The following is a 14,982-nucleotide window of genomic DNA, read 5'->3' as shown; positions in this document are numbered from 1 at the left end:
ACCCGTGCGGGGGGCACGGGAATTTCAGGTGCGCGCCCCGCGCTCCGCCCGCTTCTGCCGGACCAGGCCCGTCACGATCAGTACCGCGGTCAGCGCGCCGGTCGCCAGCAGCTGGTCGCGGGTCTCGGGCTGGCGCAGCATCAGGAAGAAGATCCCCGCCATGGCGAGCAGCGCCACGATCGTCAGGACCGGGAAGAGCCACATCCGTACGACGAGCTTCTCGGGCGACTCGCGCTCCAGCCGGCTGCGCAGGATCAGCTGGGAGACGGCGATGAAGACCCAGACGACCAGGATCACGGCGCCGATCATGTTGAGCAGCCACGGGAAGACGTCGTCGGGGCGCCAGTAGCTCAGCAGCACGCACAGGAAGCCGAAGACGGAGGAGGCGAGCACGGCGTTGCGCGGGACACCGGACGAGACCGTGCCGATCAGCCGGGGGCCCTGACCGCGTGCGACGAGGGAACGGGCCATGCGCGAAGCGCCGTAGATGTTCGCGTTCATCGCGGAGAGCAGGGCGACCAGGATGACCACGTTCATGATCTCCGCGGCGCCGCTGATGCCCAGCCGATCGAGGGCCGCGTAGAAGGGGCCGACCTCGGCGACCTCCGGGTCGTCCCACGGGACGAGGGTGACGATGACCGCCATCGAGCCGACGTAGAAGACCGCGATCCGCCACATCGCCGTACGCACCGCCTTGGCCACGCCCCGCACCGGGTTCTCGGACTCCGCCGCGGCGATGGTGACGGTCTCCAGACCGCCGTACGCGAACACGGAGGCGAGCAGTCCGATGATGAATCCGTCGGAGCCGTTCGGCAGGAAGCCGCCCTCCCCGGTGAGGTTCGAGCCGCCGGGGGAGTCCGTGCCGGGCAGCACGCCGAGGATCGCGAGCACGCCGAGGACCAGGAAGAGCGTGATCGCGACGACCTTCAGCGCCGCGAACCAGAATTCGAACTCGCCGAAGTTCTTCACCGCCGCCAGGTTCGTGCCCAGGAAGACCAGCATGAAGAGGGCGACCCAGGCCCACTCCGGGGTGCCGGGCAGCCAGCCCGTGACGATCTTCGCGGCGCCGATGGCCTCCAGACCGACGGCGACGCAGAGCAGCACCCAGAACGACCACCCGGCGGTGAAGCCCGCCCACGGACCGATCGCCCGCTCGGCGTGGACGGAGAAGGAACCCGACGCCGGATTGGCGGCCGACATCTCGCCGAGCATCCGCATCACGAACATGACCAGCAGCCCGGAGATGCCGTAGGCGAGGACGATCGAAGGGCCGGCGGCGGCGATCCCCGCGCCGGAGCCGACGAACAGCCCGGCCCCGATGACTCCCCCGAGGGCGATCATCGACAGATGGCGCTGTTTGAGACCGTGCGTGAGGGCGGAGTCGGCGACGGGGGCGGAGGCGGGGGCGTCCGTGGGGGGCGGCGCGGGGGTCCGGGACATGGACGGGCTCTGTTCACTGGTCGGGACGAGGTCGGCCCACAGTCTGAGCACGCGCTCCGACCACAGGGAACAGATGTCCGCTATACGGTCACCAGGCTCACACATCGTGCACAACCGCGTACGGCCGCGCCGGTCCACATGGGCGGTGTCCCTGCGACGCACGTCACCACGGCCCTCCGGCTCAAGCCCTGCGTGCGCGCAGCTCCCGGACCGCCGCGACGAGCAGCACCAGCCCGGTGGCGCCCGCCGACCACAGCACCTGAGGACGGGCCGCGTCGTCCGTGAGCATCAGCAGCAGGACGGCCGGCAGGGCCGCCAGCGTCAGCCAGGTCAGATACGGGAAGCACCACATCCGCAGGGCCAGGGCGCCCGGTGCCTCACGCTCCAGCCGGCGCCGCAGTCGTAGCTGCGAGGCGGCGATCAGGCCCCAGACGAACAGCAGGACCGCGCCGACCGAGTTGAGCAGGTAGAGGAACACCGAGTCGGGCCACCTCAGGTTGAGCAGCACGGAGGCGAAGCCGAAGGACGCCGAGGCCAGCACCGCCCGCCGCGGCACCCCGCCGGCGCCGTTTCCCGACACCTTGAGCAGTGCGCGCGGCGCCTCGCCGCGTTCGGCGAGCGAGAAGACCATCCGGGACGACCCGTACAGATTGGCGTTGAGTGCCGAGAGCAGCGCCACGAACACCACGATGTTCATGATCTGCCCGGCCGACGGCACCCCGATCGCGTCCAGCACCTTCACGTACGGGCTGAGACCCGCCCGCTGAGCGGTCCACGGCAGCACGGTCACGATCACCAGCATCGAACCGACGTAGAAGAAGAGGATGCGCACCACCGCGCTGCGCACCGCACGCCCCACCGCACGTGCCGGATCATCGGTCTCCGCCGCCGCGATCGTCAGCACCTCCAGCCCGCCGAAGGCGAACACGACCGTGAGCACACCCGAGACAACGCCACCCCAGCCGTTCGGCAGGAAGCCGCCCTGGCCGGTGAGGTTCGTCAGTCCCACGGGATCGGTGTCCGGGAGCACCCCGAAGACGGCCAGCAGGCCGAGCGCCAGGAAGACCACGATCGCGGTCACCTTCAGCGCGGCGAACCAGAATTCGAACTCGCCGAAGTTCTTCACGGCCGCCAGGTTGGCCACGGTGAACACCACCATGAAGAGCAGCACCCAGAGCCACGGTTCCACCGCCGGCACCCAGGCGTGGGCGATCTGTGCCGCGGCCGTCGCCTCCACGGCGAGGACCACCACCAGCAGGAACCAGTAGAGCCAGCCCACACTGAACCCGGCCCAGCGGCCCAGGGCGCGTTCCGCGTGCACGGAGAACGAACCGGACGCGGGCATCGCCGCCGACATCTCGCCGAGCATCCGCATCACCAGCATCGCGAGCGTGCCCGCGATCAGATACGAGACGACGATGGCGGGTCCGGCGACCGCGATCCCGGCACCCGAGCCGACGAACAGCCCGGCGCCGATCACCCCGCCCAGCCCGAGCATCGTCAGATGGCGCTGCTTGAGGCCGTGCGCCAGGGGCTCGGGCGGAAGGGCCCCCGACGGGCCGGGTCCCGCCGAGCCGGATCCGGACGGGCCGGATCCCGGTGGGACGGGGGCGTGCGTGGGGGAAGACGCATCGTGCATGAGCTGCGGGTCACTCTCGGATCATTTATGGGGAACCTACAGTCTCACGCTGTCCGGCCCCTTCCGATGCGGAGAGCCGCCCCCACCCTCACCACCGTGACCAGCATCACGCCGATGAGTGATTGCACCATGCCCTTTGTGTGAACCCCACTAATCCCTCAACCGCCGCTTTGTGGGCGGCTGATGGTGATCGAGCGATATTCCGTCGGCTAACGTCACCATCAGTCCGTCCCCACCCGTCCTGCTGCCCTCACCCGCGGAGTCCCGATGAGCACTGCTGCCGCCCCCATCCGTTCCGGAGCGGTCCTCGCCGACCTGCTGCCCGCCGCCCGGCACCGCTACGCCGTGGACACGGCCCTGGTCGTCGGTGGCGCCGCGCTCACCGGCATCGCGGCCCAGATCGCCGTACCCGTGCCCGGCTCCCCGGTGCCCGTCACCGGCCAGACCTTCGCCGCGCTGCTCATCGGTACCGCGCTCGGCGCCCGTCGCGGCTTCCTCTCCCTCGCCCTGTACGCGCTCGTCGGCATGGCCGGTGTGCCGTGGTTCTCCGAGGGCAGCTCCGGCGCGGGCGGCGCCTCGTTCGGCTACGTCCTGGGCATGCTGCTCGCCGCAACGGTCGTCGGCGGCCTCGCCCGGCGCGGCGGCGACCGCTCCGTCCTGCGGACCGCGGGGACGATGGCCGTCGGCTCCGTGATCATCTACGCGGTCGGCGTGCCGTACCTCGCGCTCTCCACCGGGATGTCGCTGAGTGCCGCCGTCGCGGCCGGTCTGGTGCCGTTCCTGATCGGGGACGCGCTCAAGGCCGCGCTGGCGATGGGCGCGCTCCCCGCTTCCTGGAAGCTCATCGGGCGTCGCGGCTGATGCCGTAGGCGCCACCGAAGAGGCTCGCCGGGTCGCGACGCGACACCAGACCGGCGAGCCTCTCGCGCGTCCCGGCCGTGCAAGCCCTCCACGCGTTCCCCGCCGCCGGACGGGAGGTCCGGACGACGGCCCACGGCCTACGCACGACGGCCCGTACGTCGGCCGCCCGTACGACGGCGTCCACCAGGACGGCCGGGGCGAGGCGCAGCCGGTCCGGAACCCGCGAGGGCGTCGGACACGGGGGCGCCGGGCACGAGCAGGCCCTCCACTCGCCGGATCGCTCGTCGCTCGATCGCTCGGCGGGGGAGAGCCTCCCGGCCGTGTCCGACACCTGCCGTCAGGTATGCGCCGCGGTCACTCGACCGGGGCCGATGCCTTGCGGCCGCGCGCCTCACGCACCAGCGAGACGGCCACCACCAGTGCCGCGACCAGCAGCGAGAGCAGCACCTGCTCGCGCCCGGAGTCGTCGGTCAGCATGTAGACCAGCACGAACGAGATCATCGCGATCGTCGCCCAGGTCAGGTACGGGAAGAGCCACATCCGCACGACCAGCTTCTCGGGCGACTCGCGCAGGATGATGCCGCGCATCCGCAGCTGGGTGAAGCAGATGACCAGCCACACGAACAGGGCCACTGCGCCGGAGGAGTTCAGCAGGAACTGGAACACCGTGTCCGGCCACTGGTAGTTGAAGAAGACCGCCACGAAGCCGAACACGACGGACGAGAGGATCGCGACCTGCGGCACACCCCGCCGGTTCACCCGGGCGAAGGACTTCGGTGCGTCCCCCCGCCGACCGAGCGAGAAGCCCATGCGGGAGGCCGTGTAGAGGCCGGAGTTGAGGCAGGACAGCACGGCCGTCAGCACGATGACGTCCATGACCTGGCCCGCGTGCGGGATGCCGATGGCGTTCAGCGCGGCGACGTACGAGCCGTCTTTCACGATCGACGGGTCGTTCCACGGCAGCAGCGTCAGGACGACGAAGATCGAGCCCAGGTAGAAGATGGCGATACGCCAGATCACGCTGTTGGTGGCCTTGGAGACGGCGCGCTGCGGGTCCTCGGACTCACCGGCCGCCAGGGTGACGATCTCGCTGCCCATGAAGGAGAAGACGACCATCAGCACACCCGTGAGGATGGCTCCCGGCCCTTCCGGGAAGAACCCGCCGGTGTCCGTGAGATGGGCCAGCCCCGATCCGGCATTGTCCGAGCCGGGGAGAAGGCCGAAGACGGCGAGCAGGCCGACGACGACGAAGGCGCCGATGGCCACGACCTTGATCCCGGCGAACCAGAACTCGAACTCACCGTACGAACCCACCGAGACCAGATTGGTCGCCGTCAGCACCACCATGACGATCAGGGCCCAGCCCCACTGCGGTACGCCCGGGATCCAGCCCTCCAGGATCTTGGCACCCGCCGTGGCCTCGACGGCGAGCACCACGACCCAGAAGAACCAGTACAGCCAGCCGATCGAGAAGCCGGCCCAGCGGCCCAGGGCCTGGTCCGCGTATGCGGAGAAGGAGCCGGAGCTCGGCCGGGCGACAGCCATCTCGCCGAGCATTCGCATGACGAAGACGACCATGAGGCCGACCAGCGCGTACGACAGGAGAATGGCCGGCCCCGCCGCGGCGATGCCTGCTCCGGAGCCGACGAAGAGGCCCGCCCCGATCACGCCGCCGATGGCGATCATCGAAAGGTGACGGTTCTTCAGGCCGGCCTGGAGCCCGTCCGGGGAGTTCGGCTTACCCGGCTCGCCGGGCTGTTGGCCCGGCTCGGCCAGCGTCGTCTGCGACGTCATGGATCGAATCCTTACGTTTTCTGATCACGTGTGTCGGTCCTGCCTCCGGAGGGGGTGGTGCGGAGGCAAGGCCACGCATTCAAGCCCGAGCGGCGCCAGAAGCGGAACCCCCTCGTCCGGTTCTTTGACCCGATCGTTGCCCGCGTGGCGTTGCACACAGGCCCCCGGACCGGAGCCCCGGAACCGGCCGGTGGGTCCCGACCCCGCTGACGGTTACCCCGGCCCGTTCGTGCCACACTTCGCACCATGCGCGTGTACCTCGGCTCCGATCATGCTGGCTACGAACTGAAGAACCACCTAGTCGCGTGGCTCACGGCCCACGGCCACGAGGCCGTCGACTGCGGTCCCCACATCTATGACGCCCAGGACGACTACCCGCCGTTCTGCCTCCGTGCCGCGGAGGGGACGGCCTCGGACAAGGGCAGCCTCGGCATCGTCATCGGCGGTTCGGGGAACGGCGAGCAGATCGCCGCGAACAAGGTCAAGGGTGTCCGTGCCGCACTCGCCTGGAGCGAGCAGACGGCCGCGCTCGGCCGCGAGCACAACGACGCCAACGTGGTGGCCATCGGCGGCCGGATGCACACGCTGGAGGAGTGCACCAGGTTCGTCGAGATCTTCCTGGACACCCCGTACTCGGGCGAGGAGCGGCACACCCGCCGCATCGAGATGCTGTCGGCCTACGAGAGCACGGGCGACCTCCCCCCGATCCCGGCCCACCACCCGCAGCAGGGCTGAACCGCCCGCACCGCCTGCCTTCCCGCACCACCCGCATGCGCGTGCCGCCGGGTCCGCCCGGCGGCACGGTCGGTTCACCGAGGAGTTCCGCCGTGCCCGAAGGGCATACGATCCACCGTCTCGCCGCGGACCACCGCGAGCGGTTCGCCGGCGGTCCGGTGCGGGTGAGCAGCCCACAGGGCAAGTTCGCCGACAGTGCGGCACTGCTGGACGGCCGGACCTTCACCGGCGTCGACGCGCACGGCAAGCACCTCTTCCTGGGCTTCGAGGGATCGGCCTGGGTCCACATCCACCTGGGCCTGTTCGGCAAGCTCGGCTTCGGTACGGTGCCCGCGCCGCCGCCCACCGACACGGTCCGGCTCCGTCTCGTCAACGCTGCCCACCACGCCGACCTGCGCGGGCCCACCACCTGTGCGCTGATCACCGGCCCCGAGAAGCGGGCGATACACGAGAGGCTCGGGCCGGACCCGCTGCGCGATGACGAGGACGGCGAGCGGTCCTGGCAGCGGATCTCCCGCAGCCGCGTCACGGTGGCCGCCCTGCTGATGGACCAGAAGGTCGTCTCGGGCGTGGGCAACGTCTACCGCGCGGAAGTCCTCTTCCGGCACGGCATCGACCCGTACCGCCTCGGCAGGGATCTGACGCGCGGGGAGTGGGACGCGATCTGGGCCGACCTCCGCGCGCTGATGCGCGAGGGCGTGCGGAACAACCGGATCGACACCGTCCGCCCGGAGCACCTGCCCGAGGTGATGGGCCGTCCACCGCGGGTCGACGACCACGGCGGCGAGGTCTACGTCTACCGCCGGGCCCGCCAGGCCTGCCACGTCTGCGGTACCGGGATCCGTACGGCGGACCTCGCGGCCCGGAACCTCTTCTGGTGCCCCACCTGCCAACTGGCCTGACCTCCGGCGGGCCGCCCGGCACGTCTTCCGCGGACCCCTGCATCGGCGGTGCCGGTGCGCCGGCCGCCGCCCGTACGGTCCGCCCCTGCCTTGCCCCGCCCTGTTCCGCCGGTCCGTCCGGCACCGGGCCGGACGTCCACCGGACCTCGTCGTCGTCCTGCGGCGGGCCCGTCCGGGGAGGGGGATCGTGAACGATTCCGTCGTCATATGCCGTGGCTACCGGGGGTAAGTCATAAGAGTGACCCAATTTCGAACACATGGTCACAGGGGTCCCCCTGCACCGGAGGCCGTCGGGTGGATAGGGTCCCGACAATGGCCCGTCGCGGAGGAGTAGACGCGTTCCCGGCCCGGTGGCGAAGATCGATGCACCGGGCGCGCATCACGCTGCGCAGGTCCGGGGTCGACTACTTCCGCGGTGACGGGTCCGACTGGATAGCGCTTGCCGGCCTGCTGATCATCATTCCCGTGATCACCTGCACCACCCTGATCAACCCGGTCTGGTGCTCACCCACCGCGCTGGCCCTGCCGATCGTCGCGGGCGGTCTGCTTCTGCGGCCGGCCAGTCTGCTGAGCCTCTACGCGACCGCCGCCGCCGCCCTGATCGTGGAGTCCATCGCGCTGGGCCCCTACGCGGAAGGGCCGGCCCGGGTCACGCCCGGCACCGTCCTGGTCGTCGCCGCCTGCGGCTTCTTCGGGCTGGTCCTCGCCCAGTTCCGGGCGAGGGTCGGGGTGCCGTGGCGGCGCGGTGGCACGATGCTCTTCGACCTGCGCGAGCGGATCCGGGTCCAGAGTGCCCTGCCGCTGCTGCCCCAGGGCTGGCACCGGGAGATGGCCCTCCGTCCGGCGGGCGGCCAGTCCTTCTCCGGTGACTTCGTCGTCGCGGCCCGCACCAACGGCGGGCGCACCCTGGAAGTCGTGCTCACCGACGTCTCGGGCAAGGGCATGGACGCGGGATCCCGTGCCCTGCTCCTCTCCGGCGCCTTCGGCGGACTCCTGGGCTCACTGCCCCCGCACGGCTTCCTCCCCGCGGCCAACGGCTATCTGCTGCGCCAGGACTGGGACGAGGGCTTCGCCACATCCATCCATCTCGTCCTGGACCTGGATTCCGGTGACTACGAGCTGCTCTCGGCGGGCCACCCGCCTGCCCTGCAGCTCCACGCCGGTAGCGGTCAGTGGGAGGAGAAGGCCGCCGAGGGGCCGCTGCTCGGTGTCTACGACGGGGCGCAGTTCGACGCGGTGAAGGGCTCGTTGGCGCCGGGCGACGTGCTGATGCTCTTCACGGACGGGCTGGTGGAGACGTCCGACCGGGACATGGCCGAGGGCATCGACCGGCTCACCGGCGAAGCCGACCGCTATGTCACCACGGGCTTCGAGGGTGCGGCCTGGCACCTCATCGAGGCATGCGCGAAGGACGTCAACGACGACCGTGCGCTGCTGCTGTTGTCCCGCCGCCCCTGAACCACCCGAAACCGACCCAAACGGTACGGGCGTCACATCAGGTCCCCCGCGTCACTCGTACGTGAGGACTCCCGGTATCGGGTACGGGACGGCAGCCCCGTACCCGAGCCGGGCCTCACGCCGGGACCGAGATCTTCTCCTGGTCCGGATCCTTGTCCTTGTCCCGCCCCACGGGCAGGATCCGGGCGAGCCAGTGCGATCGTCCGGCGGCCAGCGGTGCGAGGACCGCGAGGACGAGCACGTATCCGGCGATGAACGGGGAGAGCCGTTCGTCCAGCCCCGCGCCCGCCGCCATCGTGGCGAGGATCAGGGCGAACTCGCCCCGGGCCGTCAGCGTCGTGGAGATGTTCGCCGCTTGCAGGGAGCCGAAGCCGTAGACCCGTGCGGAGAAGATGCCGGAGAGCATGTTCATCGCGATGGTGAGCACCACGGCGGCCAGCACCGGCCACATCACGCTCGGCAGGTCCCCCGGGTTGATGGACAGTCCGAACGCGAAGAAGAAGATCGCGCCGAAGGCGTCCCGGAGCGGGTGGACCAGCGCGCGGATGCGATCCCCCGAGGTCGTGCCGCCGAGCATCAGGCCGACCATGAAGGCGCCGATCGCGTCCGCGACGCCGAACAGGTCGGAGATGCCTGCGACGAAGACCGCGGCACCGAGGAAGGAGATGACGAGGAGCTCGTCGTCCCGGGTGTTCATCAGCCAGCTGATGACCTTGGTGCCGAAGCGGGCGACGAGGGCGAGCAGCAGCAGGAAGCCGAACGCTTTGGCGCCGTCCAGCAGGGCCGCGCCCATACCGTCCGCTTTGGACAGGATCGGCTGGAGGGCGGCCAGGTAGAGGGCCAGGAAGACGTCGTCCACGACGATGATGCCGAGAATCGTCTTCGTCTCGGGGCTCTCGAGGCGTTTCAGGTCGACCAGGATCTTGGTGACGATCGCGGAGGACGAGATGCCGAGCACCCCGGCCAGCACCAGTGCTTCGGCGAAGCCCCAGCCCAGGACGAGGCCGAAGCCGAGACCGGCGCCGACGTTGAGGATCAGATAGACGGTGCCCGCGAGCACCATCTTGCGGCCGCCGGCCTTGAGGTCGTCGAGGCTGAACTCCAGCCCCAGGTAGAAGAGCAGTAGCACCAGGCCGAGCGCGGAGAGCATCTCCAGCTCGTGGGGGTCCTCGACGAGGACGACCCCGGGAGTGTGGGGGCCGAGCAGGATCCCGGCCAGGATGAAGAGGGGAATGGTCGGCAGCCCGATGCGGCCGCCGACGCGGGCGAGGACGGCGGCGGCGAGGAAGGCGCCGCCCATGGCGATGAGCGTGTCTGCGTGTCCGATGAGCCTGATCCTTCGTTTGGTCAAGAGGGTGTCAAGGAACCGTCAGTAATTAGTTTACCGAATGATTGACACTGCAACTATGGACCCTTCGAAGAATCACCCTCCGCGGCGTACAGTCGGCCCCATGCCGACCCCGTATCTGACCCTGGACCAGGTCGAGATGATCGCCCGCGAGGCCCATCGAAACCAGAGGGACAAGGCGGGGCGCCCGTACGCCGAGCACCTGGCCGCGGTCGCCGCAGGCGTAAGCGACCGCGGCGGCAGCGAGGAGCAGATCGCCGCGGCGTGGCTGCACGACGCGGTCGAGGACGACGCGCTCTCCCGGCGGTGGCTGGACGAGGCCGCGCTGCCGCAGGAGGTGAAGGAAATGGTCCTCGCCGTCACCAAGCGGGACGGCGAGGACCTCGTCGCGTACACCGGGCGGATTCTCGCCACCCCCGGCGCGCTGCTGGTGAAGGAGTCGGATCTGGCCCACAACGCGGATCCGGACCGTCTCGCGGTCCTCGAACCGGCCACCCGTACCCGGCTGACCGAGAAATATGCGCAGGTGCGCGGGCTGTTGGGGCTCCCGGGGGGCAAAGCGGCCTCCGACCAACTGAATCCGGCCAACCCCGAAACGGACTGATCCGGTACCGCCCGAAAGCCGGGCGGTACCGGATCGATCCGGACAGGGTCAGCGCTCGGTGGCGCCCCTGCGGAATGCCCAGTTCATGTCCGGCTCGGTGGCGAAACGCAGCGCGCGCCGGACCGGCGGGGTGCAGAGCGCGGTCACCGCGACCGCCGCGACGAGGGAGACGACCACCAGTCCGGCGGGTCCCGAGAGCCACTCGTAGCGGTCGAACAGACCGAAGTATCCGGCGCCCTTCACCAGGAAGCCGTGGAGCAGATAGCCGCAGATGGTCCCCGCGCCCAGCGCGGTGAACCACAGGTGACGGCGCGGCACCCATGCCAGGAAGCAGATCGTGAGGACCAGGGCGCACCCGAACATCGCCAGGGACATCACGGCGCCCGACCACCACGGAGCACCCAGCTCCTGCGCGCTGTTGCTGCGGTAGAACCAGCCCAACTGCATGCGCGGGGCGGCCCAGTAGGCGAACAGCAGTGCTCCCGCGAGCAGCGGCAGGGACAGCAGTCGCACCTCGCGCCGCCGCACCATCCGGAAGTGCTCGGGCTTCAGCAGGAGGCCCAGCACGAAGAACGGCAGGAGCTGCAGGACGCGCTGCAGGTCCAGGTCGTCGCCGATGCCCGGAGTCACCGAGGCCAGTACGGCGATGGTCAGGGCGACCGCCAGCGGGTGGCGCAGCGACTGCCACAGCGGCGTGGTGACCCGCCAGATGAACAGCGCGATCAGGAACCAGGTGAGGAACAGGGGGTCGAGCAGGGTGATCGGTGTGTCGTCCGCACCGCCGGCGTACCGCTTGAACAGCGAATACGCCGTCTCGAACAGCACATAGGGCACGGCGACCCCGGTCACCAGGCGCTTCACCTTGGCCGGGCTCATGTCGAAGGACCGGGAGAAATACCCCGAGATGAGGATGAACGCCGGCATGTGGAACGTGTACACGACCATGTACAGCGCTCGCGTGGTGCGGCTGCCGTCCATCACCGGTTCCCAGGCATGGGCCACGGCGACCAGCACGATCGCGAGGTACTTCACATTGTCGAAATAGGCGTCACGCCGCTTCGCCGGAGCGTCGGCCGCGGGACGGGCGGAGGCAGCGGGGCGGGTGGGGACAGCAGGGGAGGAGGCCCGGGCCGCTGCCGGGGCGTCTTCGTGTCTGGGCTCCGACTCCCGGGTCTCCGCGGGGAAGGGGGCCCTCTGAAATTCGCTCGGAGCTTTGAACATCTAAGGCACCTTAGACCCGTCGATTGGCATGCGTAAAACTCTCAAGAGTTATTGCGTGTTCCCGCCCATTCGAAAATGAAACCACCGAGAACTGACCGTTTCATGGTGATTCATCCACCTTAAACAGTGCATATCGGCGGGCAGTTGGGGAGAGTGAATTACGTCGCATGAACTCCTGGCGAAACGCTGTGAACGAAGTGTGGCGATATGGAAACGATCACAGTGGCCAATATTCGAACTGCCTCGCGCACAGGAAGTCCACAGTTTTGCCGACGAGGGTCGCGGGGCCCTTGGTGGGCGCACCCCGCGCGCGTTGTCGCCCCGGCGCGCGCGGGCGCGAGGATGGCGTGATCCGGTCAGTTCGATTCATCACCCGGCAGCACCCACAGGGGAGTTGGTGGCACGATGGTCGCGACGGGGTGTGCTCGGCCGCACACCACCGGGCCGGCAAGGCGGACCGACCAAGGGTGTGATCAGTCGTGGCCATTTCACTGTCTGTGGTGCTGATGCTGGGGATCATCCTGGTGGTGCTGATCCGCGGCGGGTCCCTCAAGGGCGGGCCGGCGGTCGTCGCCGTGCTCTTCGGCTTCTTCCTGGCATCGACGGGCATGGCGCCGTCGATCAACAGATTCATGAACTCGATAGCCGACACGATCAACCAGATCAGCTTCTGATCCGCGCGACCGGACCGGCCTCCGATCCGCTGAGCCGGACCAGCTCCTGACCGCCTCTGGCACACGCCCGGTCCGCGGGGGCCGGCCGTGCCCGCGCGCGGCTGACCGGTGAACGCGAAGAGCCCGGTTCGACGAGTGACTGTCGGACCGGGCTCACGCATGGAGCGGGCGACGGGAATCGAACCCGCGTAGCTAGTTTGGAAGACTAGGGCTCTACCATTGAGCTACGCCCGCAAGCGACGCGCCGGAGTCCGGTGGACCGCGGCACGAACAGCATCGTAGCGGGTCGCGGACGATGCGCGCACACCCGTATCGGTGCGCCCCGGCGACCGTCTTCGCCACCCTTCGCGAAAAGCGTCCGACGCACGGCTTGTCGGCATGTACCCTACGTGTCGCACCGACGGGGTGTGGCGCAGCTTGGTAGCGCGTCCGCTTTGGGAGCGGAAGGTCGTCGGTTCGAATCCGGCCACCCCGACCACCAGCAGGATCGTTCGGCAAGATCGCGTTGTGGGAGTCGTCCCGCTTGCCGTTACTATGCAAAATGCGTGCCCGTGTGTCTGATGTACCGGGCTCGATCCGCGAAGCCGCCTCTCGGCGGTCCAGCAGAACCCCAAGAAGTCAGCCACCAAGGAGACCGAACCGTGAAGAGCGCCGTGGAGACCCTGAACCCGACTCGGGTTCGGCTCAGCATCGAGGTGCCCTTCGAGGAGCTCAAGGACAGCCTCGACGCGGCGTACAAGAAGATCAACCAGCAGGTCACGGTGAAGGGCTTCCGTAAGGGCAAGATCCCCAACCGCGTCATCGACCAGCGGTTCGGCCGTGGTGCTGTGCTGGAGGAGGCCGTCAACGACGCCCTTCCGAAGTTCTACACCGAGGCTGTCAACGAGGGCGAGCTCAACGTTCTGGGCCAGCCCGAGGTTGACATCACCGAACTCAAGGACGGCGAGCTGCTGGCCTTCACCGCCGAGGTGGATGTCCGTCCCGAGATCACGATCCCGGACTACTCCGGCATCGAGGTCACCGTGGACGCACTCGAGGTCACCGAAGAGGACGTCGACAAGGCCGTGGAGCAGCTGCGCGAGCGCTTCGCCTCCACGAACCCGGTCGAGCGCGCTGCCGCCGAGGGCGACATCGTGACGATCGACCTGGAGGCCAAGGTCGACGGAGAGGTCCTGGAGGACGGCGTGGCCGCCGGTGTCTCGTACACCATCGGTTCCGGCGAGCTCCTCGAGGGCATCGACGAGGCCGTGACCGGCCTGGAGGCCGGTGGCGAGGCCACCTTCACCTCCGAGCTGAAGGGCGGCTCCGCCGAGGGCAAGGAAGCGGAGGTCACCGTCAAGGTCACCGCCGTCGCCTCCCGCGAACTGCCTGAGCTGGACGACGACTTCGCGCAGATGGCGAGCGAGTTCGACACGCTCGCCGAGCTCCGCGAGGACAGCCGCAAGCGCCTCGAGAACACCAAGCAGTACGACCAGGCCACGCAGGCCCAGGAGCGCGTCCTCGACGAGCTCCTGAAGCTGGCCGAGGTCCCGATCCCCGAGAAGCTCCTCGCGGACGAGGTCCAGACCCGCAAGCACAACCTCGAGCACCACCAGCTCGGCCAGATGGGTCTCGACCTCGAGAAGTACCTGGAGATCCAGGGCAAGACGCTCGAGGAGTTCGAGGCGGAGACCTCCGAGCAGGCCGTCAAGGGCATCAAGACCCAGTTCATCCTTGACGAGCTCGTCAACAAGGAGAAGCTCAACGTCAACCAGGAGGAGCTCACCGAGCACCTCATGCGGCGTGCGCAGTCCTCCGGCATGAGCCCCGACCAGTTCGCCCAGGCCGTCGTCGAAGGCGGCCAGGTGCCGATGCTCGTCGGCGAGGTCGCCCGCGGCAAGGCGCTCGCCGTGGTCGTCGAGGCCGCCAAGGTCGTCGACACCAACGGTGAGCTCGTCGAGCTCGAGGACGACGAGGACGAGGCCGCCGAGGCGGTCGAGGCCGCAGCCGAGGACACCACCGAGGCCGCTGCCGACGAGACGAAGGCCGACGAGAAGAAGGCCGACGAGAAGAACGAGGCCTGAGCCTCGTTCTGATCGGCTGATCCGATTCGCACGACGGGCTCCGGACGTATCGCGTCCGGAGCCCGTCGTCGTATCGGCCCCGCGCCGCCCAGGAACCCTTGTGCGGACTGCTGACCTTGCGCTCCCAGCGAACAGTTGGGGAAGCGGGATGGCGTTGTCCCACCTGCGCGTTAGGGTCCATGAAGAGGAAGGGTCGGGTAGTCCCGGCCCACCCGGTACGAAGACGCTGAGACGGCCGGAGCC

Annotated in this window: 12 protein-coding genes and 2 tRNA genes; 8 read left to right on the top strand and 6 right to left on the bottom strand. The window is 69.1% G+C overall.

The annotated features are described in order from the left end of the window. Nucleotides 1-24 precede the first annotated feature (24 nt). Nucleotides 25-1,440 carry an amino acid permease gene (locus tag OG927_RS10995; protein WP_124282776.1) on the bottom strand — a complete coding sequence of 472 codons (1,416 nt, stop codon included), beginning with the start codon at nt 1,438-1,440 and terminating at the stop codon, nt 25-27. 181 nt (nt 1,441-1,621) lie between these two features. Further along, the gene (locus OG927_RS10990) at nt 1,622-3,079 is read right to left on the bottom strand and encodes an amino acid permease (protein ID WP_330320065.1); all 1,458 of its coding nucleotides are present in this window, start codon (nt 3,077-3,079) and stop codon (nt 1,622-1,624) included. 267 nt (nt 3,080-3,346) lie between these two features. Here OG927_RS10990 and OG927_RS10985 point away from each other — a divergent pair, with 267 nt between their 5' ends. Then, nucleotides 3,347-3,940: a biotin transporter BioY gene (locus OG927_RS10985; RefSeq protein ID WP_319105552.1), complete on the top strand. Its 594-nt coding sequence runs from the start codon at nt 3,347-3,349 to the stop codon at nt 3,938-3,940. Between the two features lie 354 nt (nt 3,941-4,294). Here OG927_RS10985 and OG927_RS10980 read toward each other — a convergent pair whose 3' ends face one another. After that, on the bottom strand, nt 4,295-5,734 hold the full coding sequence (locus tag OG927_RS10980; protein ID WP_056785610.1) for an amino acid permease: 1,440 nt from the start codon (nt 5,732-5,734) through the stop codon (nt 4,295-4,297). Nucleotides 5,735-5,980: 246 nt separating this feature from the next. Between OG927_RS10980 and OG927_RS10975 the strand changes: the two genes are divergently transcribed. The 3 genes from OG927_RS10975 (at nt 5,981) to OG927_RS10965 (ending at nt 8,829) form a co-directional block, all read left to right on the top strand. Beyond that, complete coding sequence (locus tag OG927_RS10975; RefSeq protein ID WP_056785606.1) at nt 5,981-6,469, top strand: ribose-5-phosphate isomerase; 489 nt, start codon at nt 5,981-5,983, stop codon at nt 6,467-6,469. A gap of 92 nt (nt 6,470-6,561) precedes the next feature. Then, nucleotides 6,562-7,371, top strand: a complete 810-nt coding sequence (locus OG927_RS10970) for an Fpg/Nei family DNA glycosylase (protein ID WP_330320064.1) — start codon at nt 6,562-6,564, stop codon at nt 7,369-7,371. Nucleotides 7,372-7,683: 312 nt separating this feature from the next. Beyond that, entirely contained in the window at nt 7,684-8,829 is a 1,146-nt protein-coding gene (locus OG927_RS10965; protein WP_056785600.1) for a PP2C family protein-serine/threonine phosphatase, read from the top strand. A 115-nt stretch (nt 8,830-8,944) separates the two neighbouring features. On the opposite strand, the gene OG927_RS10960 is transcribed toward OG927_RS10965, so the two are convergent. After that, nucleotides 8,945-10,129: a cation:proton antiporter gene (locus OG927_RS10960; RefSeq protein WP_056785597.1), complete on the bottom strand. Its 1,185-nt coding sequence runs from the start codon at nt 10,127-10,129 to the stop codon at nt 8,945-8,947. A 151-nt stretch (nt 10,130-10,280) separates the two neighbouring features. Between OG927_RS10960 and OG927_RS10955 the strand changes: the two genes are divergently transcribed. Further along, a complete protein-coding gene (locus OG927_RS10955) occupies nt 10,281-10,781 on the top strand; it encodes an HD domain-containing protein (protein WP_209470540.1) in 501 nt (166 codons plus the stop codon). A 48-nt stretch (nt 10,782-10,829) separates the two neighbouring features. Here OG927_RS10955 and OG927_RS10950 read toward each other — a convergent pair whose 3' ends face one another. Then, on the bottom strand, nt 10,830-12,002 hold the full coding sequence (locus OG927_RS10950) for an acyltransferase family protein (RefSeq protein WP_330320063.1): 1,173 nt from the start codon (nt 12,000-12,002) through the stop codon (nt 10,830-10,832). A 479-nt stretch (nt 12,003-12,481) separates the two neighbouring features. On the opposite strand from OG927_RS10950, the gene OG927_RS10945 reads away from it, so the two are divergent. Further along, on the top strand, nt 12,482-12,676 hold the full coding sequence (locus OG927_RS10945; RefSeq protein ID WP_056785587.1) for a hypothetical protein: 195 nt from the start codon (nt 12,482-12,484) through the stop codon (nt 12,674-12,676). A gap of 160 nt (nt 12,677-12,836) precedes the next feature. Here the strand turns inward: OG927_RS10945 and OG927_RS10940 are convergent. After that, nucleotides 12,837-12,910 (bottom strand) — tRNA-Gly (locus tag OG927_RS10940). 167 nt (nt 12,911-13,077) lie between these two features. On the opposite strand from OG927_RS10940, the gene OG927_RS10935 reads away from it, so the two are divergent. Together OG927_RS10935 and tig are read left to right on the top strand one after the other, a co-directional pair. After that, a tRNA-Pro gene (locus OG927_RS10935) sits at nt 13,078-13,154 on the top strand. Nucleotides 13,155-13,317: 163 nt separating this feature from the next. Next, nucleotides 13,318-14,739, top strand: a complete 1,422-nt coding sequence (tig, locus tag OG927_RS10930; protein WP_056785584.1) for a trigger factor — start codon at nt 13,318-13,320, stop codon at nt 14,737-14,739. Nucleotides 14,740-14,982 lie beyond the last annotated feature (243 nt).

This window comes from Streptomyces clavifer (assembly GCF_036345975.1).
Lineage (GTDB): Bacteria > Actinomycetota > Actinomycetes > Streptomycetales > Streptomycetaceae > Streptomyces > Streptomyces clavifer.
The sequence above is the reverse complement of the archived record's forward strand: the minus strand, read 5'-3'. Positions and strand labels throughout refer to the sequence as shown.

Coding starts and splice junctions, on each gene's coding strand:
- OG927_RS10960 (WP_056785597.1), bottom strand. CDS start 10,129: ATGGGCGGCGCCTTCCTCGCCGCCGCCGTCCTCGCCCGCGTCGGCGGC.
- OG927_RS10965 (WP_056785600.1), top strand. CDS start 7,684: ATGGCCCGTCGCGGAGGAGTAGACGCGTTCCCGGCCCGGTGGCGAAGA.
- OG927_RS10975 (WP_056785606.1), top strand. CDS start 5,981: ATGCGCGTGTACCTCGGCTCCGATCATGCTGGCTACGAACTGAAGAAC.
- OG927_RS10995 (WP_124282776.1), bottom strand. CDS start 1,440: ATGTCCCGGACCCCCGCGCCGCCCCCCACGGACGCCCCCGCCTCCGCC.
- OG927_RS10955 (WP_209470540.1), top strand. CDS start 10,281: ATGCCGACCCCGTATCTGACCCTGGACCAGGTCGAGATGATCGCCCGC.
- OG927_RS10980 (WP_056785610.1), bottom strand. CDS start 5,734: ATGACGTCGCAGACGACGCTGGCCGAGCCGGGCCAACAGCCCGGCGAG.
- OG927_RS10950 (WP_330320063.1), bottom strand. CDS start 12,002: ATGTTCAAAGCTCCGAGCGAATTTCAGAGGGCCCCCTTCCCCGCGGAG.
- OG927_RS10990 (WP_330320065.1), bottom strand. CDS start 3,079: ATGCACGATGCGTCTTCCCCCACGCACGCCCCCGTCCCACCGGGATCC.
- OG927_RS10985 (WP_319105552.1), top strand. CDS start 3,347: ATGAGCACTGCTGCCGCCCCCATCCGTTCCGGAGCGGTCCTCGCCGAC.